The sequence below is a fragment of the Microbacterium natoriense genome, assembly GCF_030816295.1.
Lineage (GTDB): Bacteria > Actinomycetota > Actinomycetes > Actinomycetales > Microbacteriaceae > Microbacterium > Microbacterium natoriense_A.
In genome coordinates this window covers 2,061,104-2,082,235 of record NZ_JAUSXV010000001.1, presented here as the reverse complement: position 1 = coordinate 2,082,235, position 21,132 = coordinate 2,061,104, and the positions used below count along the sequence as shown (strand labels likewise).

The window sequence follows — 21,132 nt, the reverse complement described above, 5'->3', positions numbered from 1 at the left end:
GCGCCTGTGGCACGCAGACGGCGTGGATCCATGACGAGGCGACTCTCCCATGTCGCCGGACAGGCATCTGAACATAGTGACAACTTTCGCTGATCTCGGTATCGATCAGGACATCATCGACGCGCTGGCCTCCAAAGGCATCGTCGACGCGTTCCCCATCCAGGAGCAGACCATCCCCCTCGGCCTTCCGGGCCAGGACATCATCGGCCAGGCCAAGACCGGAACCGGCAAGACGTTCGGATTCGGCATCCCCGTCGTCCAGCGCCTCGGCCTGAACCCGGAGCACGGGGTGAAGGCGCTCATCGTGGTGCCCACCCGCGAGCTCGCGGTGCAGGTGTACGAAGACATCGATCTGCTCACCAGCAACCGCTCCACGAGTGTCGTCGCGATCTACGGCGGCAAGGCGTACGAGGGCCAGATCGATCAGCTCAAGGCCGGTGCCCAGATCGTGGTCGGAACCCCCGGGCGTCTGATCGACCTCGCCGGTCAGCGGCTGCTCGACCTGTCGAACGCGACCGAGGTCGTCCTCGACGAGGCCGACAAGATGCTCGACCTCGGCTTCCTCGCCGACATCGAGAAGATCTTCCAGAAGGTCCCGGCCGTCCGGCACACGCAGCTGTTCTCGGCGACCATGCCCGGCCCGATCGTCGCCCTGGCGCGCCGGTTCATGTCGAACCCGATCCACATCCGCGCGACCGACCCCGATGAGGGCCTCACGCAGGCGAACATCAAGCACCTCGTGTACCGCGCGCACTCCATGGACAAGGACGAGATCATCGCCCGCATCCTGCAGGCCGAGGGCCGCGGCAAGACGGTGATCTTCACGCGCACCAAGCGAGCGGCGCAGCGCCTCGTCGACGAACTGGGCGACCGCGGCTTCAACGTCGGCGGTGTGCACGGCGACATGGGCCAGGATCAGCGCGAGCGCTCGATGGCGGCGTTCAAGGCCGGCAAGCGCGACGTGCTGGTCGCCACCGATGTCGCCGCGCGCGGCATCGACGTCGACGACGTGACCCACGTGATCAACCACACCATCCCGGACGAGGACAAGACGTACCTGCACCGCGCAGGCCGCACCGGCCGCGCAGGCAAGACCGGCATCGCGGTCACCTTCGTCGACTGGGAGGACCTGCACAAGTGGGCCCTGATCAATCGCGCCCTCGAGTTCGGCCAGCCCGAGCCGGTCGAGATCTACTCGTCGAGCCCGCAGCTGTTCGAAGACCTCGACATCCCCGCCGGCACGAAGGGTCGTCTCGTGACGGCGCCCAAGGCTGAGAAGCCGGCACGCGCTCCTCGCGCGGAGCGCGCGGCGGATGTCGCCGCCGAAGGCACTGCGGAGGGCGGCACTCGCCGTCGCCGTCGCCGTCGCGGCTCGGAAGCGGTCGGATCGACTTTCGTCGAAGGCTCCGCATCCGACTCGACCGAGTACCCCGCGCCCGCCGCCGACCGCAGCGCCGAAGGCGCAGGCACGCATGACGGTGCGGGCAAAGAGCATCACGACGGCAAGCCGGCTCCGGCGCGCCGTCGCCGTCGCCGCCGCGGCGCAGGGGGCGCGGGAGCGGCTCCCGTCACCGGCGCCTGAGATATCTCCGATGGGGCGGATGCTGCGGCATCCGCCCCATCGTCGTCCTGCGCGATGTCCGGCCTCCGCGGCGGATAGACCCAGGTGACCATCACGACCGAGATGATCATCAGCAGGAACCACGAACTCAGTTTGCTGAGCGACACGGGCTGCCAGTTCACCGCCTGGTCGGGATACGCCCACGCCCCCGCCCAGGTGCCGATGTTCTCCGCCAGGTAGATGAACACCGCGACTCCGGCGAAGACGGCCACCAGTGGAAGCCGCAGCGTGCGCCGCCACACTCTCGCATGCATCACGGTGGGCAGCCACAGCACGACGACGCCGGCGAGCAGCACCCAGCGCGCATCCCACCACCAGTGGTGGGTGAAGAAGTTCACGTAGACGGCGGCCGCGAGCACCGTCGTGAGCCAGCGGCGCGGATAGTGCGTGAAGCCGAGATCGAACAGCCTGTGCACTCTCACCATGTACGAGCCGACGGCGGCGTACATGAAACCGCTGAACAGCGGGACGGCGCCGATGCGGAGCACTCCGTCGGCGGCGTATGCCCACGAGCCGACGTCCGTCTTGAACAGCTCCATCACCGTTCCGGTGATGTGGAAGAGCACGATCACCCACAGCTCGCGCCCGGTCTCGAGTCGGAAGACGAGCATCGCGACCTGGATGAGCACCGCCGTGATCGTCAGCGCGTCGTTACGGGCGACGATCGCGTCATCGGGGTACCAGAGGCGGGCCGCGACGATCGCGGCGAGCAGAGTCGCGCCGAACACGCACGCCCACGACTGCTTGAGCACGAACACCGCGACCTCGATGAGCGCCGCCCGCAAGCCCCCACCGGGCGCGTCCTTGAGAAGGCGGTGAGCGACCGCATCGATGCGCCGCTCGAGAGTGGTCCCCCGTTGCATGCGTCGAAGACTAGGCCCGCAGGTCGACAGCTGCCCGGGAGAGTGCCGACAGCACCCTCAGCTTCGCGGGTACCGGGGTGTGGTACCGGACGCACGATCGATCAGACGCGCCACCATGTCGTCCGACGTCGTGTTCTCCCCCGGACGGTTCGGCTTCCCCGCGCCGTGGTAGTCGCTCGAACCCGTGACGATGAGGTCGTGCTTGTGCGCGATCTCGCGAAGCACGCGCTTGCCGGACGCCGTGTTCTCTCGATGCTCGATCTCGAAACCACCGAGGCCGGCGGCGATGAGCTGTTCGACGAACGGCATGGGCATCATCCGGTCGCGTCCCACCGTCGAGGGATGGGCGATGATCGCGACTCCCCCTGCCTCTGTGATCAGGCGCACGGCCGTGAGCGGGTCGGGCGCGTAGTGCGGCTCGTAGTACCCCTCTCGCGGGTGCAGGATGCCGTCGAACGCCTCCGTGCGGTCGCGCACTATCCCGCGGGCGACCAGCGCGTCGGCGATGTGCGGGCGGCCGACGGTCGCATCCGCGGTGGTCTGCGCGAGCACGTCGTCCCAGCGCAGGTCGTAGTCGCGGCCGATGCTGCGCACGATGCGCTCCGCCCGGCCGATCCGGTCGCCGCGGATGCGTTCTGTCTCGGCGACGAGCGCCGCGTCGGTCGGGTCGAACAGATACCCCAGGACGTGCACGCTGCGCCACTCGTGCTTCGCGGACAGCTCCATACCCGGTATAAACGTCATCCCCAGTGCGTTCGCGGCATCAGCCGCCTCGTCCCACCCTGTCGTGCGATCGTGATCGGTGAGCGCGGCCGTCCGCACGCCGTACCCGCGCACCTGGCGCATGACCTCGGCGGGAGCCTCCGTGCCATCCGAATGGTTGGAGTGCAGGTGCAGATCCGCGGGGCCGGAGAACAGGTGCGACATGCTCCGAGCGTATCCCGGCGGCAGAGACTTCACAGACTGCGCTTCTAGGCTGGAGGCGATGCTTCGACTACTGGGGATACTCGTCACCGTGCTGCTCGCGATCGCCACGGCGATCGCGGTGTGGCCGCAGTTCTTCCATCTCGAGCAGACGTACCCGTTCGCGCAGATCGTCGCGGCTCGCGGTGCGGTGCTGGGCGCCCTCCTCCTGCTCGCGGTGCTCGCCCTGCTGCTCATGTTCTCGAAGACCCTGCGCGGGTTCGCAGCATCCGTTCTGATCATCGCGCTGCTGGGCGCCGGGGCGACTGCGCTCATCGGGATGAACCGAGGATTCGGGCGCGACACCCTGCCAGAGGCGACCGACACCAGCATCCGAGTTCTCAGCTGGAACACGGCGGGCGAAGTGGTCTCCGCCGAGACCATCGCGCAGCAGGTCGTCGACAGCGGTGCCGATATCGTCGCCCTGCCCGAGACGACCGAGGCCGTCGGCGAACAGATCGCCGTGATGCTCCGAGACCAGGGGCACCCGATGTGGGTGCACACCGTGCAGTTCAATCCCGATGTCGTCGACGGGCCCAAATCGTGGCAGACCACCGTGCTGGTGGCGGCCGATCTCGGCCAGTACTCGGTCATCGAATCGGCGCAGGACGGGTCGAGCAACACCGGCTCCGTGCCGAGCGTCGTGCTGATGCCCGTCGACGGCACCGGTCCCACGATCGTGGCGGTTCATGCCGTCGCGCCGCGCCGGGAGGAGATGGGCCAGTGGCGCAGCGACCTGCAGTGGATCGCCGATCAGTGCCCGGAGGGCGACTTCATCCTGGCCGGCGACTTCAATGCGACGATCGACCACATGGCTCCGTTCGGCGTGGGCGGCGGCGACCTGGGCTACTGCCGGGATGTCGCGTCCCGAACGGGCAACGGCCTCAGCGGCACCTGGCCGAGTTCACTGCCCGAACTGCTCAGCGCACCGATCGACCACGTGATGGCATCGCAGAACTGGACTCCGACGGGATCGATGATCATCTCGGATGCCGGCGGCAGCGATCACCGTGGACTCGTCGTGCAGCTCGAGCCCGCAGCCGGCTGAGCCCAGACGAAACGCTCGATCGCGACCGGCATCCGCGCCTCGGACGAGACGAATCGCCGGCATCCGCTCCCCCTCTCCTGCTGGCCGAGCGAATCGGCCGACGGGGTGACAGACTTGATCCATGAACACCGGAGAACGCGACACGATCGCCGAGCCCACGGCTGAGCCCACCACCGAGAACAGCACGACGAACCGCAAGCAGCCGTTCCCGCGCGGCTTCCTCGACACGATCTCGACAGGCTGGGCCGAGCGCCCCGAGTCGCTGCCCGCGCCGCGCGCTCAGGCGCCGTACGCAGCAGCTCGGCGCGACGCCGTCTCGGCCGCGTTCCCCGGGAAGCGCCTGGTGATCGCCGCAGGCGCCCTCAAGCAGCGCAGCAACGACACCGACTACGTGTTCCGCGCGCACTCCGCCTTCGCGCACCTCACCGGCTGGGCGTCGGATGCCGAGCCCGATTCTCTGCTCGTCTTCGAGCCGACGGATGCCGGACACGACATCACGCTGTACTTCCGCGAGCGCGCCGACCGCACGACGACCGAGTTCTACGCGGATGCGACGATCGGCGAGTTCTGGATCGGACCGCGTCCGGCCCTCGCCGGCGTCGCGGCCGACCTCGGCGTCGCCACCGATCACCTGGACGCCTTCGAAGCCGGCGATGAGGACGTCACGCTCGACGACGCAGAGCTCTCCCGCTTCGTCTCCGAGCTGCGACTGATCAAGGACGAGTTCGAGATCGCCGAGATGCGCCATGCCGTCGAGATCACGGCGAACGGCTTCGACGACATCATCCGCTCCCTCTCTCAGGCGATCGAGCACGCCCGCGGCGAGCGCGTGGTCGAGGGTGTCTTCCACCGTCGCGCACGTGAAGACGGCAACGGCGAGGGCTACGACACCATCGCGGCGTCGGGCCCGCACGCCTGCTACCTGCACTGGACCCGCAACGACGGCACCGTGGTCCCGGGAGACCTGATCCTCGTGGACGCCGGTGTCGAGGCAGACAGCCTGTACACGGCGGACATCACCCGCACACTGCCGGTCTCTGGCACGTTCACCGAGGTGCAGCGCCGCGTCTACGAGACCGTGCGCGAAGCAGCCGATGCGGCCTTCGCCGCCGCTCAGGTCGGCGTGCCGTTCCGCGACGTGCACGGCGCCGCCATGCAGGTCATCGCCGCTCGCACCGCCGAGTGGGGACTGCTGCCGGTGACGGCCGAAGAGGCGCTCGACGCGGATGCCGGCGGCCAGCACCGCCGCTACATGGTGCACGGCACCTCGCATCACCTCGGCATCGACGTGCACGACTGCGCACAGGCCCGGCGCGAGATGTACTACGACGGCGTGCTCGAACCCGGCATGGTCTTCACGATCGAACCGGGCCTGTACTTCCAGATCGACGACCTCACGGTTCCCGCCGAATACCGCGGCATCGGTGTGCGCATCGAGGACGACATCCTCATGACCGCAGACGGCCCCGTGAACCTCTCGGCCGGCATCCCCCGCACGGCCGACGAGGTCGAGGCGTGGATCGCTCGGGTGCAGCAGGCCTGAGCCGCTTCCCGCCGCGCCGGCCCGCCCCACGCGAGAACAGGTCAACCGCTCCGGACAAGGACATCCTTCGTGGATCGTCCTGATCTGGAGCGGTTAACCTCTTCTCGGCGGCGGTGTCAGGCCGTCTCGGCGACGATCTCGACTTTGAAGCCCTCCGCGTTCTCCACCCAGCCCGCGTAGTGGTCGGGACCGCCGGCATGCGGGTATCTGTCGTCGTACAGGGGCGCCCACCCGTGTGCAGGAGCTGCCTGCATGAGCGCGTCGACGTCCGCGGGCGATCCGCCCCGGAACGCGAGATGGTTGACGCCCGCACGACGACGATCATGCGCGGCATCCGTCAGAGTCGGCGAGGTGGTCAGCGTGATGTAGGCGCCCCCGGCATCCCACGTCTGGCCGCCGTCCCATGCGGCCGACAGCGAGAACCCCAGTCGCTCCAGCATCCACGACCATGACGTGCCGAGTTCGGCGACCCAGATTTCGACGTGATGCAGCCCTGTCTTCGCCGTCATCCGCTCATCCTCTCACCCGAAACCACCGTCAGCGACGGAGAACTGCGCTTGAGAAGGACCGACTGAGCAGAATCGTCCTTCTCTGCTGCGGTTGTCCTTCGCGAGCGCAGCGAAGCAGAAGGGGAGGCGACGGGCGGACGTCGTGGCGACGGAGGGCGGATGCCGGGGGCCTCAGACGCCGACGGGAACCTCGCGCCGAGCCAGCGCCGCCGCCATCTGCCGCACCGCCTGCTCGATGATCGGGCGCGGCGTGGCGAGGATGAAGCGCAGGAACCCTTCTCCAGCCGCTCCGCACGCGATGCCATCGGTGAGCGCGACCCCCGCCTGTTCACGGAAGAAGTCGGCCGGCGATCCCTCGATGCCGAGACCACGCGCGTCCAGCCAGGCGATGTAACTGCCCTCGGCGGGCGTGTATCCGATCTCGGGGATGTGCTCGGCGAGCAGCTCACCCAGCAGGGTGCGATTGCCGTCGAGGTAAGCGTGCGTGTCCGCGAGCCATTCGCGAGCGTGGTCGTAGGCCGCCGTGTTCGCGATGATGCCCGGATTGCTCGCGAGCAGCTCGTTGCGGGTGACGACCGGAGTCGCCCAGATCTCGGCGTCGGCGTCGTTGCTGAGGATCACCTGCGCCGCCTTCAACCCCGGCAGATTCCACGCCTTCGACGCGCTGGTCGAGGTGATCGTGTGAGCAGCTGCGGCCGCGCTGATGCTCGCATATGGGATGTGGTGGTGCGGCGCGAACACGAGGGGGGCGTGGATCTCGTCGGCGAACACGCGTCCGCCGTGCCGCTCGACGATCTCGGAGACGGCGAGCAGCTCGTCGCGCGTGAACACGCGTCCGACGGGGTTGTACGGGTTGCACAGGATCAGCATCCCGCCGCCGTCGGCGAAGGCGCGCTCGAGGCCGTCGAGGTCGAACACGTAGCGACCTTCATCGAGGAGCAACGGAACCTCGATGATCTCCCGGTCGTGCATCGGCGGGATCTTCAGGAACGGCATGTACGCGGGCGTCGGGAGGATGATCTTCGACCCGGGCTCGGAGAAGTGATCGATCGTCGCCCGCATCGCGATGAGCACATCGCCGACCGGTCTGATCCTCGCCGGCGGCACCTCCCAGGAGTATTCGTCGCGCAGCCATCGGGCCGTCGCCTCGGACATCGCGTTCACGAGCCCCGGCGTCGGATAGCCGACGAGCGCCTCGACCGATCGGGTCAGCGCGTCGCCGATCTCCGGAGCCACGCCGAAGTCCATCTCGGCGATGAACGCGCCGATCGCCTCGGGATGGGTCGACCATTTGAAGGCTCCGGTCGCCCGGAGCTGGTCGATCGTGATCGCGTCGTAGTGGTGTGAGGTGCCCATTGCACCTCCATGCTGTCAGCGGGTCAGGAACTCCGTCACGAATGTGACCAATGATGACCCGATCTCGGATGCCGGGCGCCGCAGTCCCTTCACCTCGAAAGTGTGCCCGCCGCCCTCGATCCACACCACGGTCGCGTCCTGGCACGTCGCCACGACCTCCTCGAACTGCGACACCGGCTGGATGAACGGATCGTTCTCACCCTCGATGAACAGCTGCGGCACGCCGATCGACGGCAGATGCTCGGCGCGCGGCTTCTCCGGCTTGCCGGGCGCGTGCAGCGGATAGCCGAGATAGACCAGGCCCGCGACCTCCATCCCCTCGGCGACGGCCATCGACGCCATGCGCCCGCCGTACGACTTTCCGATCGCCCACACGGGAGCGTCGGCATCCTGCGCCCTGGCGAAGTCGGCCACTGCCCGCCACGTCACGATCGCGTGCGAGGCCGGCCCCGGCATGCGCCTGCCCTGCTCCACGTACGGGAAGTTGAACCGGAGCGTCGAGAACCCCTGGTCGTGCAGAGCTGCGGTGAAGCCGATGAGGAAAGGATGATCCATCCCGGCGCCCGCGCCATGCGCGACGATCGCCGTCACGCCGTTCGCTCCGCGCTGCCAGTCGCCGGAGACGGCGACGGGACCCGTGGGCAGCTCGACAGGGATCGAGACGATCACGAGCGGATGCCGGTCACGGCTGCCGAGGCTCGGTCGACTCTCCCTCAGACTCGGCCTGCTCGGGCTCCTGCGGCTGGGGCACCGGGTCGGCAGGACGCGGCGGGATCACAGGGGCGGCCGGTGCGGGGGCGCCGGGCGCGGGGATGCGCTCGCCGTACCGCGGCGGCTCGTCGAGGTCGACAGGAGGCCGTACAACAGTCGTCTGCGTCGCAGTGCCGAGGATCTTCTTGGCCTTGGCGACCGAAGCCGGCTGCACGGTCACCTCGTAGTGGTCGGCGGCGAACTGCGTCACGCTCGCGAAGTCGCGGCGACGGCGCACGATCGCATAGGTGACGAGGCTCAGCAGCATGCCGAGCGCGACGCCGATGAAGACGAAGCCGACGAACAGCTGCATCGGCACATCGGGGTTTCCGAGCACCAGGATCGCCGAGAGGAACAGACCGATCAGCACGCCGTTGATCGCGCCGGAGCGCGCCGCCGCCGCGTAGCCGAGGCGTCCGGTGATCCGCTCGACCGTGCGCACGCTCTGTCCGATGATGGCGATGTCTCGCGCAGGGACCTCTTCGGCGATGAGTTTCGACACCGTCTTCTGCGCACTCTCGTAGTCGCGCATCGAGGCGACCACCTCGCCGGTGTCGACGCCAGCTGCAGGACGATTCATCATGCTCATGCGGCCATTGTTCCACGTCCCCCTGCGCGTCGGCGCGGAACCGTGATCAGGGCCACCCCGATCATGGTCGCGCACTACGCTGGAACAGTGAGCACACAACGGGTATTCGCCGCGCGCCTCGCAGGCTGCGCCGTCTTCGACCCCGTGGGCGACCGGCTCGGCAAAGTCCGGGACGTCGTCGTCGTGTACCGAAGTACGGCCACCCCGCGCGTGATCGGTCTCGTGGTCGAGATCCCCGGGCGCCGCCAGGTGTTCCTCTCGATCGGACGCGTCAGCTCGATCCGCGCCGGCCAGGTCATCAGCACCGGCCTCATCAACGTGCGACGGTTCTCGCCGCGCGCCGGTGAAGTACGCATCCTCGCCGAGATGCTCGGACGCAGGGTGAACCTCGTCGACGGCAGCGGCACCGCGGTGATCGAAGACGTCGCGATCGAGCCGAACCGCCTCGGCGAGTGGGCGATCAGTCAGCTCTTCCTGCGGCGCCCGAAGACCAGCGCCTCTCCGTTCGCGAAGGGCCCGACGACCTTCGCGGCGTGGAACGACGTCTCCGAGCGGCACTCCCCCGGCGAATCGCAGTCGGCCGAGCAGCTGGTCGCCTCGTACTCCGAGCTGCACGCCGCCGATCTCGCGACGACGCTTCTCGATCTGCCTCAGCAACGCCTCATCGAGGTCGCCGAGGAGCTCTCCGACGATCGCCTCGCCGACGCGCTCGAAGAGATGCCGGAGGACGATCAGGTCGACATCCTCGACCGCCTCGGCGACGAGCGCGCCGCCGATGTGCTCGACGAGATGGAGCCTGACGACGCTGCCGATCTTCTCGCCCAGCTTCCGCCCGAGCGACTCGAGCACCTGCTCGCCCTCATGGAGCCTGAGGAGGCCGAGGACGTCAGGATGCTGCTGCGCTACGGTCCCGACACGGCGGGCGGTCTGATGACGCCCGAGCCGATCATCCTGTCGGCCGATGCGACGGTCGCAGAGGCTCTCGCTCTGATCCGCCGCCACGAGCTGCACCCGGCCCTCGCCGCGGCCGTGTTCGTGACGCTGCCTCCGTTCGAGACACCCACGGGTCGCCTGCTCGGGATGGTTCACTTCCAGCGGATGCTGCGCTATCCCCCGCACGAGCGCCTGGGCGCGATCGTCGACGACAGCCTCGAGCCGGTGCCGGTGACCGCATCGGCTGCGGAGGTCGCCCGGATGCTCGCGAGCTATGACCTCGTGTCGCTCCCCGTCATCGATGCGGCCCATCGTCTCGTCGGTGCGATCAGCGTCGACGACGTGCTCGACTACCTGCTGCCGGACGACTGGCGCACGCACGACGAGGACGAGCAGCCCGCCAAGGAGGTGCGCTGATGGCGAAGAACAGTGCACGGCTCGACGCGCCGCTCGGCCGCGGCACGACGCGCCAGCGACCCGTATCGCGTGACCGCTTCGGCCGTTTCACCGAGTGGATCGCCCGCGCGATGGGAACCCCCGCCTTCCTGCTGCTGCTGAGCCTGTTCTGCGTGGCCTGGATCGGCTGGAACACGTTGATGCCCGACAGCGTCCGCTTCGACGACGCGGCGCTCGGCTTCACGGCCCTCACCCTCATGCTGTCGCTGCAGGCGTCGTACGCCGCTCCCCTGATCCTGCTCGCCCAGAACCGCCAGGACGACCGAGACCGCGTGCAGATCGAGCAGGACCGGCAGCGCGCCGAGCGCAACCTCGCCGACACCGAGTACCTCGCCCGCGAGATCGTCGCCCTGCGCATGTCTCTCGAGGAGCGCAACGCGCAGGTCGTGACCCGCGACGTGCTGCGTCAGGAGCTGAAGGCCCTGCTGGCAGAGCTCGACGACCACGACGACAAGGCGTCATGACGACCGCGGACGCCGTCAGGCAGGCGGTGGCGGCTGTCACCGACCCCGAGCTGCGCCGACCGATCGGCGAGCTGGACATGGTGCGCGACGTCGTCGTCGACGGCTCGACGGCTCGCGTGTCGATCGTGCTCACGATCGTCGGCTGCCCGGCGGCTGCCCGCATCGAATCGGATGTGAGGTCGGCGGCAGCATCCGTCGCCGACGTCGACGAGGTCGAGGTGTCTGTCGGGGTGATGACACCGGGCGAGCGCAAAGCGCTCACAGAGAAGCTCCGTGACGGACGGCCGGCCAGGCAGATGCCCTTCGGCCCCGACTCGCTGACCCGGGTGATCCTCGTCTCCAGCGGCAAGGGCGGCGTCGGCAAGTCCACGTTGACCGCGAACCTGGCCGTCGCACTCGCCGAACAGGGACTCGCAGTCGGCCTGGTGGACGCCGATGTGCACGGCTTCTCGATTCCCGGTCTGCTCGGCATCCCGGCCGGCACCCAGCCGACCCGCATCGACGACCTCATGCTGCCCCCTGTCGCGTACGGGGTGAAGACGATCTCGATCGGCATGTTCCTGCGCGACGGCGAAGCCGTGGTCGCCTGGCGAGGGCCGATGCTGCATCGCACGGTGCAGCAGTTCCTCACCGATGTGTTCTTCGGCGACCTCGACGTCCTGCTGATCGACATGCCCCCGGGCACCGGCGACATCGCGATCTCGATCGGCCAGATCCTCCCGCACGCAGAGGTCCTCGTGGTGACGACACCTCAGACCGCCGCATCCGAGGTCGCGATCCGCAGCGGGCTCGTGGCGCGCCAGACCGGTCAGCAGGTGATCGGCGTCGTCGAGAACATGGCTGCCTTCACCCTGCCCGACGGCACGGTGATCGATCTGTTCGGCTCGGGCGGCGGAACGGCGGTCGCCGAGGCGCTCTCTGCGGATGCGTCCGTCGAGCTGCTGGCGTCCATACCGCTGAGCCCCGCGCTGCGCACAGGCGGCGATGACGGCGTGCCGGTCGTGATCGGCGAGCCGACGGATGCTGCAGCTCTCGCGATCAGCGATCTCGCCCGCACGTTGAGCGGCCGGGGCCGCGGGCTCGCCGGACGCTCCCTGCCCATGCGGGTGGGGTGAGCCGTGCCTGCATCGCTGACGGTCGACGAGCCTCTGCTGCGCGGGATGGCACGTGACGCCTCTGTCTACTCGCTCACCCGTCCCTGGGCGATCGTCATGTGGGCGGCGCTCGCGGCTGCTCTGATCACGAGCATCCTGAATCTGAGTTCGGCGGGGACGGATGCCGACGTCCTCACAGCATGGATGCCGGTCGCCGTCGTCGCCCTCGCCGCGTATGCGATCTGGCTGACCATCGCGAACGCTCGTCGTGCCGTTCGCGCCGCCATGCCGCCCGAGACGACCGTGTGGGTGGAGGTCGGCGAGCGTCTCCTGCGCATCGGCGCCGCCCGACGCCGGTCGGAGATCCCCTACGAAGAATTCCAGAGCCTGCGTGCGGGCCGGGATGCGGTGCTGCTGAAGGTGCGGACCGCCTCGGTCGTGACCGCGCTGCCGCGGGCGCTGTTCACCGACGAGGAGCTCGCCGCGCTGCGCGCCAAGATCGGCTGATCACCGCACGCTGGCGTTCACGTCGCTTCGGGGTCGTACGGAGGCAGGCTGGCCCGCGAGAACTCGTGGCGTTCGATCGGCGGCCGCACCGGGAATGCGCTGGCCGCCGGCTCCACGAGCGCAGTCGCGGCCGCGACGGGAGTCGGGTCGTCTTCGAACAGAGCGTCGCGGATGATGCGCCGCGGGTCGTACTGCCGAGGGTCGAGCTTGCGCCAGTCGACGTCCGAGATCTCCGGGCCCATCTCCTCGCGCACGCGAGACTTCGTGTCGCGCAGCAGTTCACCGCCGCGGCGGACCAGCTTGGCGAACGACTCGGCGTACCTCGGCAGGCGCTCGGGGCCGACGAGCAGCACAGCGATCAGACCGATCAGCAGCATCTTCTCGAAGGTGAGCCCGAATCCCATCTCCCCAGGCTACCGCCGCGCCTGCCCTCGCGCCGCACACCGAGCGCATACGCTGAGAACACACACATCCAGGTGGGAGACCCAGGGCTATGAGCGAGCACGACGCGAACGCGCGCTTCATCCGCGAATCCATCGTCGAGCCTGCATCCATCGCCCGCGCCCGCGCGCACGCGATCGAACTCGGCGCGGCGCCGGTCAGCGCGGCGGTCGGATCGCAGATCGCCGTTCTCGCCGCGGCGACCGCCGCCCGATCGATCGTCGAGATCGGCACCGGAGCGGGCGTCTCCGGCCTCTGGCTGCTTCACGGCGCCCCGCAGGCCGTGCTCACCTCCATCGACAACGAGCCCGAGCATCTCGCCGCCGCACGCCAGGCGTTCGCCGATGCACGGATACCCGCCACCAAGGCTCGTTTCATCACGGGCCGAGCCTCCGATGTGCTGCCGCGCATGAACGAAGCCTCCTACGACATCGTCCTCATCGACGCCGACTCCGAGAACGTGATCGAGTACGTCGAGCACGGACTCCGACTGGCGCGCACCGGCGGCATGGTTCTCGTTCCCCGCGTGCTGGCCGGCGGGCGGGTCGCCGACCCCGTGCAGCGCGATGAGGTCACCTCGGCCTACCGCTCGCTCATCCAGGAGACCCAGGAGTCGTCCGCCGTGCTCGCCACGGTGTCGACCACGGGCGAGGGTCTGCTCCAGCTCGTCAGCGTCGACAACGACTGAGCCCGGAACGCAGAAGGAGGGCGACGGATCAGTTGATCCGTCGCCCTCCTTCGTAGAACTCGCCCCTTGGGCTGCTGAGCTCGTCGAAGTATCAGGCCGGCGCCACGACAGCGGCGAGCACGTCGTGAAGCTCCTTGGCCTCCGCATCGTTCACGGAGACGACCAGGCGCCCACCGCCTTCGAGCGGGACGCGCACGATGATGAGTCGTCCTTCTTTCACAGCCTCCATGGGTCCGTCTCCGGTCCTCGGCTTCATCGCTGCCATCGTGGCTCCTTTTCCTCGGTGGTATGGAACCAGTTTATCGGGTGTTACTCACGCCAGGAGTTCGCATGTGGATAAATGCATCAATCATTAACATTCACGGCACCTGCCAGTAGGTGTTGCCGAGCGCGTAGACGAAGTGGATCCACGCCCATTGACCGGCGAGGCAGGCCACCAGCACGCATGTTCTCCAGAGTCGCGATCGTGGCACCGCCACGGCGCCCCACAGCGGGGACAGCGGCAGCAACAGGCGGAAAGTGCTCGACTGCGGGAAGAAGACGGCGAGCAGGTACAGCAGATAGCTCGCGCTCCACAGGCGGATGTCGACACCCAGCGCTCGCACGTGCTTCGAGTAGATCAGTGCTCCGCCCACGGCGACGACGAGCAGCGCGAGTCCGATCGGACCCCAGAACTGCGGCATGCCCCACTGCGCGAACCAGAACTGCGCGCCCTGGATCCACCCTTCGAAGGGGATGAAACCGTCTACTCCGCCGAGGATCCAGTGCCGTCGCCAGGCCAGCTCTGTCGCGAGATACGCGCCGGCATCGCCCGTCGCGATGCCGGCGATCACCTGCCACGCGAAGCCGCAGAGCGTGGCGAGCAGGCCCGACGCGATGATGTGGACGACGTGGGAGGGCTGCAGCGGCTCTTCCCGGCGGCGGATCCAGCGCATGACGCCGTGAAGTCCGAGGTACAGCGCGAAGGCGAGCACCCCCGGTCGGGTGAACGCCATCAGTGGAATGAGGACGTAGAGCCTGGCGTAGTGCTGCCGTGCGACGGCCTCGAGCGAAAGGAACAGCAGGAGCAGGAACAGCGTTTCGGCATAACCGACCTGGAACATCGCCGCGAGGGGACCCGCCGCGAAGAACACGACCGCCCACGTCGCCGCAGAACGGCCGATGCGCTCGCGCAGAAGCCTGTGCAGCGCAAGGCAGGCGAGATACCCGGAGACGAAAGAGATCACGAACGCGCCGAAGCCCCACGATCCGAACGGCAGCCCGACGATCTTCGCCGCGTATGCGTAGATCGGCATGAAGGCCCAGGTGTTCTCCGCGATCTCGCCCGAGGCGGTCAGCGGAAGGGTCGTCGGGTAGCCGAAGTCGGCCACAGACCAGTACCACTGCGCATCCCAGCCGAGCACGAAGTCCCCGAGCCCGGGCTGTGCTCCGAAGCGCGACAGTGATGTCGACTGCATTGCGGCGACGATCAGGAAGCCCGTGGTGATGAAGCGCGCGCACAGGTAGATGATCGCGATGCGCAGGGCGTGCGGGGCGTGCGCCCAACGGCGCGCGACGTTCAGCGCGAGCTGAGCCATGCGCGCAGCCCGCGTTCGACGGCATCGATCTGCGCGAGCGGTACGCGCTCCTCGTCATGGTGGGCGAGGTGCGGATCGCCCGGCCCGTAGTTCACGGCCGGGATGCCGAGCGCGGAGAACCGCGCAACGTCGGTCCAGCCGTACTTCGGACGCGGCTGGGCGCCGACCGCCGCGACGAACTGCCGGGCGATCGGAGCGTCGAGCCCCGGACGGGCGCCCTCGGCAGCATCCGTGATCTCGACCTCGAACCCTTCGAGGATGCTTCTGATGTGCGCTTCCGCGTCTGCGGCGGTCTTGCTCGGCGCGAAGCGGTAGTTGATCTCGACCTCGCAGTAATCGGGGATCACGTTGCCCGCCACTCCCCCTGCGATACGGACGGCGCTCAGGCTCTCGCGGTACACGAGTCCCTCGACCTCGACCTCCCGAGGACGGTACTCGGCGAGCCGGGTGAGAATCGGAGCGGCGGCGTGGATCGCGTTCTCTCCGATCCACGCGCGGGCGGCGTGCGCACGCACGCCGTGGGTGCGCACGACGGCGCGGAGCGTGCCGTTGCATCCGCCTTCCACCTCACCGTTGGACGGCTCCCCGAGGATGGCGAAGTCCGCGACGAACAGATCGGGTCGCACTGCGGCGAGCAGACCGAGGCCGTTCTTGGACGCCTCGACCTCTTCGTTGTCGTACCACATCCAGGTGATGTCGACCGCGGGATCGACGAGCTCGGCGGCGAGCTTCAGCTGCACGGCGGTGCCGGCCTTCATGTCCACGGTTCCGCGCCCCCACAGGTGCGGCACGCCGTCGATCTCGATATCGCGCACCGGGACGTTGCCGTTGATCGGCACGGTGTCGATGTGGCCGGCGATCGCGACCCGCTGCGCTCGTCCGAGATCCGTGCGGGCGACGATCGTGTTGCCGTGGCGGATCACCTCGAGGTGCGGATAGGCCGACACGGCCCGCTCGATCTCGTCCGCCAGCGCGAGTTCGTCGCCCGAGACGCTCGGGATGTCGCAGATCGCGCGAGTCAGGTCGACGGAGGACGAGGTGAGATCGAGCGCCATGCCCTCAAGCCTACTCAGGGCGACATATGCGCCGAGTGCGAAGCCGCGGAGCGCTAGCGTTGTAGGCATGACTGACGCACGCACGGTATGGGGTACAGGTCTCACGACGATCGCCGGCGACGGCACCGTTCTGGACGCCTGGTTCCCGGAAGTGGGCGCTGGCACCCCGGATGCCGCGGACGCCGCGGCAGCGATCATGACGGTCGAGGCGCTGGCGGGTCCCGACGAGCGCCGCAACGTCACCGTCGAATCCGTGCACCTGGTGATCGATCTCGACGCGGCGCCCACTTCGACGGCCGACGCCTACCTGCGTCTGCACGCGCTGTCGCATCTCGTCGTCCGCCCGAACGAGCTGAACCTCGACGGCATCTTCGCGCACCTGCCCACTGTCGCGTGGACCAATGCCGGACCGGTGCACCCCGACGACGCCAACCGCCTGCGCCCGCTGCTGCAGCGCGCCGGCATCCAGGTGCAGGGACTCGACAAGTTCCCTCGTCTGACCGACTATGTCCAGCCCGCGGGCGTCCGCATCGCTGATGCGTCGCGCGTGCGCCTCGGCGCCCACCTCTCCCCCGGCACGACCGTCATGCATGAGGGCTTCGTGAACTTCAACGCAGGAACCCTGGGCGCCTCGATGGTCGAAGGGCGCATCTCTCAGGGCGTCGTGGTGGGCGACGGCAGCGACATCGGCGGCGGCGCCTCGATCATGGGGACGCTGTCCGGCGGCGGACAGCACCGTGTCTCGATCGGTGCGCGGACGCTTCTGGGCGCGAACTCGGGCATCGGCATCTCGCTCGGAGACGACTGCGTGGTGGAGGCGGGTCTCTACGTCACCGCGGGGACGAAGATCGTCCTGGTCGACGGCCCCGTGACCGCGGATGGCGGCCGGGCCACCGTGAAGGGGGCCGAGCTGTCGGGCCGGAATGGGCTGCTGTTCCGCCGCAACTCGCTCAGCGGTGCGGTCGAGGCCGTGCAGCGTGCAGGCGTCGGCGTCACTCTCAACGACGCTCTGCACGCCTGACCTCACGACTCGCTGACGGGACCTCGTCCCAGCCTTCTCCCGTGGACGCGTGATAGTGTCAGGGTGACGCCACTCGTTATGCGAGACGTCTGCGTCGTCGACACGCTCCCGCGCCACTTGCTTGGTTCTGGCCTTTTCGAACGGCGAAACGATGCGCGATCCCGCGCCGTCGCCCACCTTTCCCCGCACCCGGCCCGGTTCCGTGCGTGCAATCTCGGAGATACTTCATGACCTCTTTCCTCGATCTCGGCGTGCCCGCCGACCTCGCCGCCGTCCTCTCCAAGGACGGCAAGACCGAGGCGTTCGCGATTCAGCGCGACACGCTTCCCGATTCCCTCGCGGGGCGCGACCTGCTGGGCCGCGGCCGGACCGGCAGCGGCAAGACGATCGCGTTCGCGCTTCCCCTCGTCTCGCGCCTCGCCGCGTCGGGGCGCAAGAGCCGCCCGGGTCACCCGCGCGGCCTCGTGCTCGCTCCGACCCGCGAGCTCGCGACGCAGATCGCCGCGACCATCGCCCCGCTCGCAGAGGCCAAGGGCCTGCGCGTCACGACCGTCTTCGGCGGCGTCAGCCAGCGTCCGCAGGAGCAGGCGATGCGCAACGGCGTCGACATCGTCGTCGCGTGCCCTGGCCGCCTGGAAGACCTGATGAAGCAGAAGGTCGTGCAGCTCGACGCCGTCGAGGTCACCGTGCTCGACGAGGCCGACCACATGGCCGACCTCGGCTTCCTCCCCGGCGTCACCCGCATCCTCACGGCGACTCCCGCCGGTGGTCAGCGACTGCTCTTCAGCGCGACGCTCGACCGCGGCATCGACACGCTCGCCCGCCGCTTCCTGTCGAACGCGGTCAGCCACGAGGTCGACGAAGAGAGCGTGCCCGTCGGCGAGATGACGCACCGGGTGCTCGTCGTCGACTCGACGGACAACAAGACCACGCTCGTGCGCGATCTCGCCTCCGGCACCGGTCGCCGCATCCTCTTCACCCGCACGAAGCACCAGGCGAAGAAGCTCGCCAAGCAGCTCACCGCGGCCGGCATCCCCGCCGTCGATCTGCACGGAAACCTGTCGCAGAACGCCCGCGAGCGCAACCTCGGCGCCTTCTCCTCCGCTCCTGAAGACGGCGGAGTCCGCGTTCTCGTCGCGACCGATGTCGCCGCTCGCGGCGTGCACGTCGACAACGTCGACCTCGTCGTCCACGTCGACCCGCCTATGGAGCACAAGGCGTACCTGCACCGCTCGGGTCGCACCGCCCGCGCGGGAGCTGCGGGAACCGTCGTCACCGTCGTGCTGCCCGAGCAGCGTCGCGACGTGAAGGACCTGCTGCGCAAGGCCGCGATCACCGCGCCGCTCGAGGACGTCACCGCGGCCGCGGTCACCGAGCTCGTCCCCGAGCGCGCCGCGCACGTGCGCCCCGCGCCCGTGCAGGCGCAGCCGCAGCGCCAGGCCAAGCAGCGCCCGGCCGGTGGCGAGCGCAGCGGCGCCTCCACGCCTCCCGCTCGTCGTCGTCGGCCCCGCTCGGGCCAGGGCGGCGGCCAGGGCCAGCCCGGCGGCGCCTCGCGCCAGGGCGGACAGGCTCGCCAGGGCGGACAGGCCCGTCAGGGCGGCGGCCGCGGCTACCAGGGTCGCTGACCCGTTCTTCTTTCGCCGACGCCCCATATCCGGCCCGTCGGCGCCCCATCTGACAGACGTCAGCACGGTGGGGCGCGGACGAGCAGGTGGGGCGTCGGCGTTCCTGTGCCAGGAGTTCAGCGCTCGCGGATGGCGGCGAGGACGACCGGATCGGAGCAGCCGCGCACGAAGCCTGCGAGCCGCCGTCTGATCTCGAAGCCGAGCATCCGCACGCCGATCCACTCGGCGATCGGCGCGAGCCAGGCCGGCCGGCACGAGAAGTTGTACTTCCAGACCGCCAGGGTCCCCTCGGGCACTTCTGTGAAACGCCATCCGCCGCCGAGCTTCTCGAAGAACCAGGGCCCGCTCTCCATCACCATCCCGACGTTCGTCGGCGGCGCGTACGAGACGTACCGGCTGACCATGGCGAAGCCCAACCGCTGTCGCGTGAAGGTGCGCACGCCTTTCGCCGCGTCGTCCGCACCGTCGAGGAAGTGCTGCGCGCTGATGAAGCGATCCCACCGCCGTCTCACCACACCTGTGGTCTGCGACACGGCGAAGGCCGTGACCGGATCCACCGGAACGATGGCCTCAGCGCTCACGACGGGCATGACCGCCGCGACTCAGCGCGTGGGGAACTGGCGTTCGGGGGATCCCACATACAGCTGCTGCGGGCGGCCGATCTTGGTCTGCGCGTCGAGGTTGAGCTCGCGCCACTGAGCCAGCCAGCCGGGCAGGCGGCCGATCGCGAACAGAACGGTGAACATGCGAGTGGGGAAGCCCATCGCCTTGTAGATCACGCCGGTGTAGAAATCGACGTTCGGGTACAGGCGACGCTCGCGGAAGTAGTCGTCGGCCAGTGCGAGCTCCTCGAGCTCTTTGGCCAGGTCGAGCAGCGGATCCGAGACGCCCAGCGAGGTCAGCACCTCGTCGGCCGCGGCCTTGACGAGCTTGGCGCGGGGGTCGTAGTTCTTGTACACCCGGTGCCCGAAGCCCATCAGCTTCACACCCTCTTCCTTGTTCTTCACCCGCTCGACGAAGCGCGAGACGCTCTGGCCGGAGTCGCGGATCTGGCCGAGCATGGTGAGGACGGCCTCGTTCGCACCGCCGTGGAGGGGGCCGGAGAGCGCCTGGATGCCGGCCGAGATCGACGCGAACTGATTGGCTCCGGTCGAGCCGACCAGGCGCACGGTCGAGGTGGAAGCGTTCTGCTCGTGATCCTCGTGCAGGATCAGCAGCAGTTCGAGCGCCTTCGACATCACGGGGTTGATCTCGTAGGGCTCGGAGTGGACGCCGAAGTTCAGCTTGAGGAAGTTGTCGACGAAGCTCAGCGAGTTGTCGGGATAGAGGAACGCCTGCCCGAGCGCTTTCTTGTGGGCGTATGCCGCGATGACGGGGAGCTTGGCGAGCATGCGGATCATGTTCAGCTCGACGTGCTCGGGGTTGTTCGGGTCGGTCTGGCCCTCGTAGTAGGTCGACAGCGCCGCAACCGCCGACGACAGCACCGACATCGGGTGCGCCGTGTGCGGCAGGGCGGAGAAGAAGTGCTTGAGGTCTTCGTGCAGGAGCGTGTGCCGGCGGATCTTGTCGTCGAACTCCGCGAGCTCGGATGCGGTCGGCAGCTCTCCGTAGATGAGCAGCCAGGCGACCTCGAGATAGCTGGTGCTGCCTGCGAGTTGCTCGATCGGATAACCCCGATAGCGGAGGAAGCCCTGGTCGCCGTCGATGAAAGTGACGGCCGATTTGGTCGAGGCGGTGTTCACGAAGCCGTAGTCGAGACCTGTGTAGCCGGTCTGACGCGTCAAGGTCGAGAAGTCGATGCTGTCGTGTCCGGCGGTGCCCCGCACGACCGGGAACTCTGCGACGGTGTCGCCGATCGTCAGCTTCGCCGAAGCCTGCTGCTCTGCCCCTGCGCTCACGCGGGCCTCCTCAAGAGTGTTGATCAAGCCGAAGTGGCGATGTCACGGCGCAGAGCGCCAGGTCGGGTCACGACCGAATCGCCTTTACAGCCTAGTAGGCGCGTCGGCCAACTGTGACAATCGCCAAAAGA

22 protein-coding genes are annotated in these 21,132 nt (G+C 68.5%); 10 read left to right on the top strand and 12 right to left on the bottom strand.

Annotation, left to right across the window (positions count from 1 at the left end):
• Positions 1 to 76 precede the first annotated feature (76 nt).
• Entirely contained in the window at positions 77 to 1,582 is a 1,506-nt protein-coding gene (locus QFZ53_RS09575) for a DEAD/DEAH box helicase (RefSeq protein ID WP_307295728.1), read from the top strand.
• Here QFZ53_RS09575 and QFZ53_RS09570 read toward each other — a convergent pair.
• Entirely contained in the window at positions 1,495 to 2,484 is a 990-nt protein-coding gene (locus QFZ53_RS09570) for a DUF817 domain-containing protein (protein WP_307295725.1), read from the bottom strand. The two genes, QFZ53_RS09575 and QFZ53_RS09570, sit on opposite strands and share 88 nt — an antisense overlap.
• 57 nt (positions 2,485 to 2,541) lie before the next feature.
• Entirely contained in the window at positions 2,542 to 3,411 is an 870-nt protein-coding gene (locus QFZ53_RS09565; RefSeq protein WP_307295722.1) for a PHP domain-containing protein, read from the bottom strand.
• Between the two features lie 58 nt (positions 3,412 to 3,469).
• Between QFZ53_RS09565 and QFZ53_RS09560 the strand changes: the two genes are divergently transcribed.
• Together QFZ53_RS09560 and QFZ53_RS09555 are read left to right on the top strand one after the other, a co-directional pair.
• Complete coding sequence (locus QFZ53_RS09560; RefSeq protein ID WP_292909882.1) at positions 3,470 to 4,495, top strand: endonuclease/exonuclease/phosphatase family protein; 1,026 nt, start codon at positions 3,470 to 3,472, stop codon at positions 4,493 to 4,495.
• 121 nt (positions 4,496 to 4,616) lie between these two features.
• Positions 4,617 to 6,038 (top strand): aminopeptidase P family protein, encoded by a 1,422-nt coding sequence (locus QFZ53_RS09555; RefSeq protein ID WP_307295719.1) that lies wholly within the window; start codon positions 4,617 to 4,619, stop codon positions 6,036 to 6,038.
• Positions 6,039 to 6,154: 116 nt separating this feature from the next.
• Here QFZ53_RS09555 and QFZ53_RS09550 read toward each other — a convergent pair whose 3' ends face one another.
• From QFZ53_RS09550 to QFZ53_RS09535, 4 genes are all read right to left on the bottom strand, one after another.
• Complete coding sequence (locus tag QFZ53_RS09550) at positions 6,155 to 6,547, bottom strand: VOC family protein (protein ID WP_307295717.1); 393 nt, start codon at positions 6,545 to 6,547, stop codon at positions 6,155 to 6,157.
• Between the two features lie 171 nt (positions 6,548 to 6,718).
• The gene (locus tag QFZ53_RS09545; protein ID WP_307295715.1) at positions 6,719 to 7,903 is read right to left on the bottom strand and encodes a MalY/PatB family protein; all 1,185 of its coding nucleotides are present in this window, start codon (positions 7,901 to 7,903) and stop codon (positions 6,719 to 6,721) included.
• Positions 7,904 to 7,918: 15 nt separating this feature from the next.
• Positions 7,919 to 8,569 carry an alpha/beta hydrolase family protein gene (locus QFZ53_RS09540; RefSeq protein ID WP_307299380.1) on the bottom strand — a complete coding sequence of 217 codons (651 nt, stop codon included), beginning with the start codon at positions 8,567 to 8,569 and terminating at the stop codon, positions 7,919 to 7,921.
• Positions 8,570 to 8,585: 16 nt separating this feature from the next.
• A complete protein-coding gene (locus QFZ53_RS09535; protein WP_292907230.1) occupies positions 8,586 to 9,242 on the bottom strand; it encodes a general stress protein in 657 nt (218 codons plus the stop codon).
• 87 nt (positions 9,243 to 9,329) lie between these two features.
• Between QFZ53_RS09535 and QFZ53_RS09530 the strand changes: the two genes are divergently transcribed.
• The 4 genes from QFZ53_RS09530 to QFZ53_RS09515 are packed head-to-tail and all read left to right on the top strand — an operon-like array spanning position 9,330 to position 12,696.
• The gene (locus tag QFZ53_RS09530) at positions 9,330 to 10,592 is read left to right on the top strand and encodes a magnesium transporter MgtE N-terminal domain-containing protein (protein WP_292907228.1); all 1,263 of its coding nucleotides are present in this window, start codon (positions 9,330 to 9,332) and stop codon (positions 10,590 to 10,592) included.
• The gene (locus tag QFZ53_RS09525; protein WP_292907226.1) at positions 10,592 to 11,095 is read left to right on the top strand and encodes a DUF1003 domain-containing protein; all 504 of its coding nucleotides are present in this window, start codon (positions 10,592 to 10,594) and stop codon (positions 11,093 to 11,095) included. The genes QFZ53_RS09530 and QFZ53_RS09525 overlap by 1 nt, the downstream gene beginning before the upstream one ends.
• Entirely contained in the window at positions 11,092 to 12,210 is a 1,119-nt protein-coding gene (locus QFZ53_RS09520; RefSeq protein WP_292907224.1) for an Mrp/NBP35 family ATP-binding protein, read from the top strand. The genes QFZ53_RS09525 and QFZ53_RS09520 overlap by 4 nt, the downstream gene beginning before the upstream one ends.
• A gap of 3 nt (positions 12,211 to 12,213) precedes the next feature.
• On the top strand, positions 12,214 to 12,696 hold the full coding sequence (locus QFZ53_RS09515) for a YcxB family protein (protein WP_307295709.1): 483 nt from the start codon (positions 12,214 to 12,216) through the stop codon (positions 12,694 to 12,696).
• A 17-nt stretch (positions 12,697 to 12,713) separates the two neighbouring features.
• Here QFZ53_RS09515 and QFZ53_RS09510 read toward each other — a convergent pair whose 3' ends face one another.
• Positions 12,714 to 13,100: a Sec-independent protein translocase TatB gene (locus tag QFZ53_RS09510; protein ID WP_292907220.1), complete on the bottom strand. Its 387-nt coding sequence runs from the start codon at positions 13,098 to 13,100 to the stop codon at positions 12,714 to 12,716.
• A gap of 89 nt (positions 13,101 to 13,189) precedes the next feature.
• Here QFZ53_RS09510 and QFZ53_RS09505 point away from each other — a divergent pair, with 89 nt between their 5' ends.
• Positions 13,190 to 13,825, top strand: a complete 636-nt coding sequence (locus QFZ53_RS09505) for an O-methyltransferase (protein WP_307295706.1) — start codon at positions 13,190 to 13,192, stop codon at positions 13,823 to 13,825.
• Positions 13,826 to 13,916: 91 nt separating this feature from the next.
• Here the strand turns inward: QFZ53_RS09505 and QFZ53_RS09500 are convergent, their stop codons facing one another.
• The 3 genes from QFZ53_RS09500 to dapE all read right to left on the bottom strand — a co-directional run bounded on the left by QFZ53_RS09500 (position 13,917) and on the right by dapE (position 16,457).
• Positions 13,917 to 14,090, bottom strand: a complete 174-nt coding sequence (locus QFZ53_RS09500) for a DUF3117 domain-containing protein (protein WP_017203323.1) — start codon at positions 14,088 to 14,090, stop codon at positions 13,917 to 13,919.
• A gap of 94 nt (positions 14,091 to 14,184) precedes the next feature.
• A complete protein-coding gene (locus QFZ53_RS09495) occupies positions 14,185 to 15,402 on the bottom strand; it encodes a hypothetical protein (protein ID WP_307295663.1) in 1,218 nt (405 codons plus the stop codon).
• Positions 15,384 to 16,457, bottom strand: a complete 1,074-nt coding sequence (gene dapE, locus QFZ53_RS09490) for a succinyl-diaminopimelate desuccinylase (RefSeq protein WP_292907214.1) — start codon at positions 16,455 to 16,457, stop codon at positions 15,384 to 15,386. Before dapE ends, QFZ53_RS09495 begins: the two co-directional genes overlap by 19 nt.
• Before the next feature lie 67 nt (positions 16,458 to 16,524).
• Between dapE and dapD the strand changes: the two genes are divergently transcribed.
• Both dapD and QFZ53_RS09480 read left to right on the top strand, forming a co-directional pair.
• Positions 16,525 to 17,478, top strand: a complete 954-nt coding sequence (gene dapD / locus QFZ53_RS09485) for a 2,3,4,5-tetrahydropyridine-2,6-dicarboxylate N-succinyltransferase (protein ID WP_307295662.1) — start codon at positions 16,525 to 16,527, stop codon at positions 17,476 to 17,478.
• Between the two features lie 227 nt (positions 17,479 to 17,705).
• Positions 17,706 to 19,103 (top strand): DEAD/DEAH box helicase, encoded by a 1,398-nt coding sequence (locus QFZ53_RS09480; protein WP_307295661.1) that lies wholly within the window; start codon positions 17,706 to 17,708, stop codon positions 19,101 to 19,103.
• A gap of 116 nt (positions 19,104 to 19,219) precedes the next feature.
• Here QFZ53_RS09480 and QFZ53_RS09475 read toward each other — a convergent pair whose 3' ends face one another.
• Positions 19,220 to 19,693: an SRPBCC family protein gene (locus QFZ53_RS09475; RefSeq protein WP_307295658.1), complete on the bottom strand. Its 474-nt coding sequence runs from the start codon at positions 19,691 to 19,693 to the stop codon at positions 19,220 to 19,222.
• Between the two features lie 12 nt (positions 19,694 to 19,705).
• A complete protein-coding gene (locus QFZ53_RS09470; protein ID WP_307295656.1) occupies positions 19,706 to 21,001 on the bottom strand; it encodes a citrate synthase in 1,296 nt (431 codons plus the stop codon).
• Between the last annotated feature and the right edge of the window lie 131 nt (positions 21,002 to 21,132).

Bases quoted from the DNA above. Each gene is read 5' to 3' on its own strand.
- QFZ53_RS09570 (WP_307295725.1), bottom strand. From the start codon at position 2,484: ATGCAACGGGGGACCACTCTCGAGCGGCGCATCGATGCGGTCGCTCAC.
- QFZ53_RS09525 (WP_292907226.1), top strand. From the start codon at position 10,592: ATGGCGAAGAACAGTGCACGGCTCGACGCGCCGCTCGGCCGCGGCACG.
- QFZ53_RS09545 (WP_307295715.1), bottom strand. From the start codon at position 7,903: ATGGGCACCTCACACCACTACGACGCGATCACGATCGACCAGCTCCGG.
- QFZ53_RS09550 (WP_307295717.1), bottom strand. From the start codon at position 6,547: ATGACGGCGAAGACAGGGCTGCATCACGTCGAAATCTGGGTCGCCGAA.
- QFZ53_RS09510 (WP_292907220.1), bottom strand. From the start codon at position 13,100: ATGGGATTCGGGCTCACCTTCGAGAAGATGCTGCTGATCGGTCTGATC.
- QFZ53_RS09520 (WP_292907224.1), top strand. From the start codon at position 11,092: ATGACGACCGCGGACGCCGTCAGGCAGGCGGTGGCGGCTGTCACCGAC.
- QFZ53_RS09475 (WP_307295658.1), bottom strand. From the start codon at position 19,693: ATGCCCGTCGTGAGCGCTGAGGCCATCGTTCCGGTGGATCCGGTCACG.
- QFZ53_RS09480 (WP_307295661.1), top strand. From the start codon at position 17,706: ATGACCTCTTTCCTCGATCTCGGCGTGCCCGCCGACCTCGCCGCCGTC.
- QFZ53_RS09495 (WP_307295663.1), bottom strand. From the start codon at position 15,402: ATGGCTCAGCTCGCGCTGAACGTCGCGCGCCGTTGGGCGCACGCCCCG.
- QFZ53_RS09565 (WP_307295722.1), bottom strand. From the start codon at position 3,411: ATGTCGCACCTGTTCTCCGGCCCCGCGGATCTGCACCTGCACTCCAAC.
- QFZ53_RS09535 (WP_292907230.1), bottom strand. From the start codon at position 9,242: ATGAGCATGATGAATCGTCCTGCAGCTGGCGTCGACACCGGCGAGGTG.
- dapD (WP_307295662.1), top strand. From the start codon at position 16,525: ATGACTGACGCACGCACGGTATGGGGTACAGGTCTCACGACGATCGCC.
- QFZ53_RS09555 (WP_307295719.1), top strand. From the start codon at position 4,617: ATGAACACCGGAGAACGCGACACGATCGCCGAGCCCACGGCTGAGCCC.
- dapE (WP_292907214.1), bottom strand. From the start codon at position 16,457: ATGGCGCTCGATCTCACCTCGTCCTCCGTCGACCTGACTCGCGCGATC.
- QFZ53_RS09505 (WP_307295706.1), top strand. From the start codon at position 13,190: ATGAGCGAGCACGACGCGAACGCGCGCTTCATCCGCGAATCCATCGTC.
- QFZ53_RS09500 (WP_017203323.1), bottom strand. From the start codon at position 14,090: ATGGCAGCGATGAAGCCGAGGACCGGAGACGGACCCATGGAGGCTGTG.
- QFZ53_RS09560 (WP_292909882.1), top strand. From the start codon at position 3,470: ATGCTTCGACTACTGGGGATACTCGTCACCGTGCTGCTCGCGATCGCC.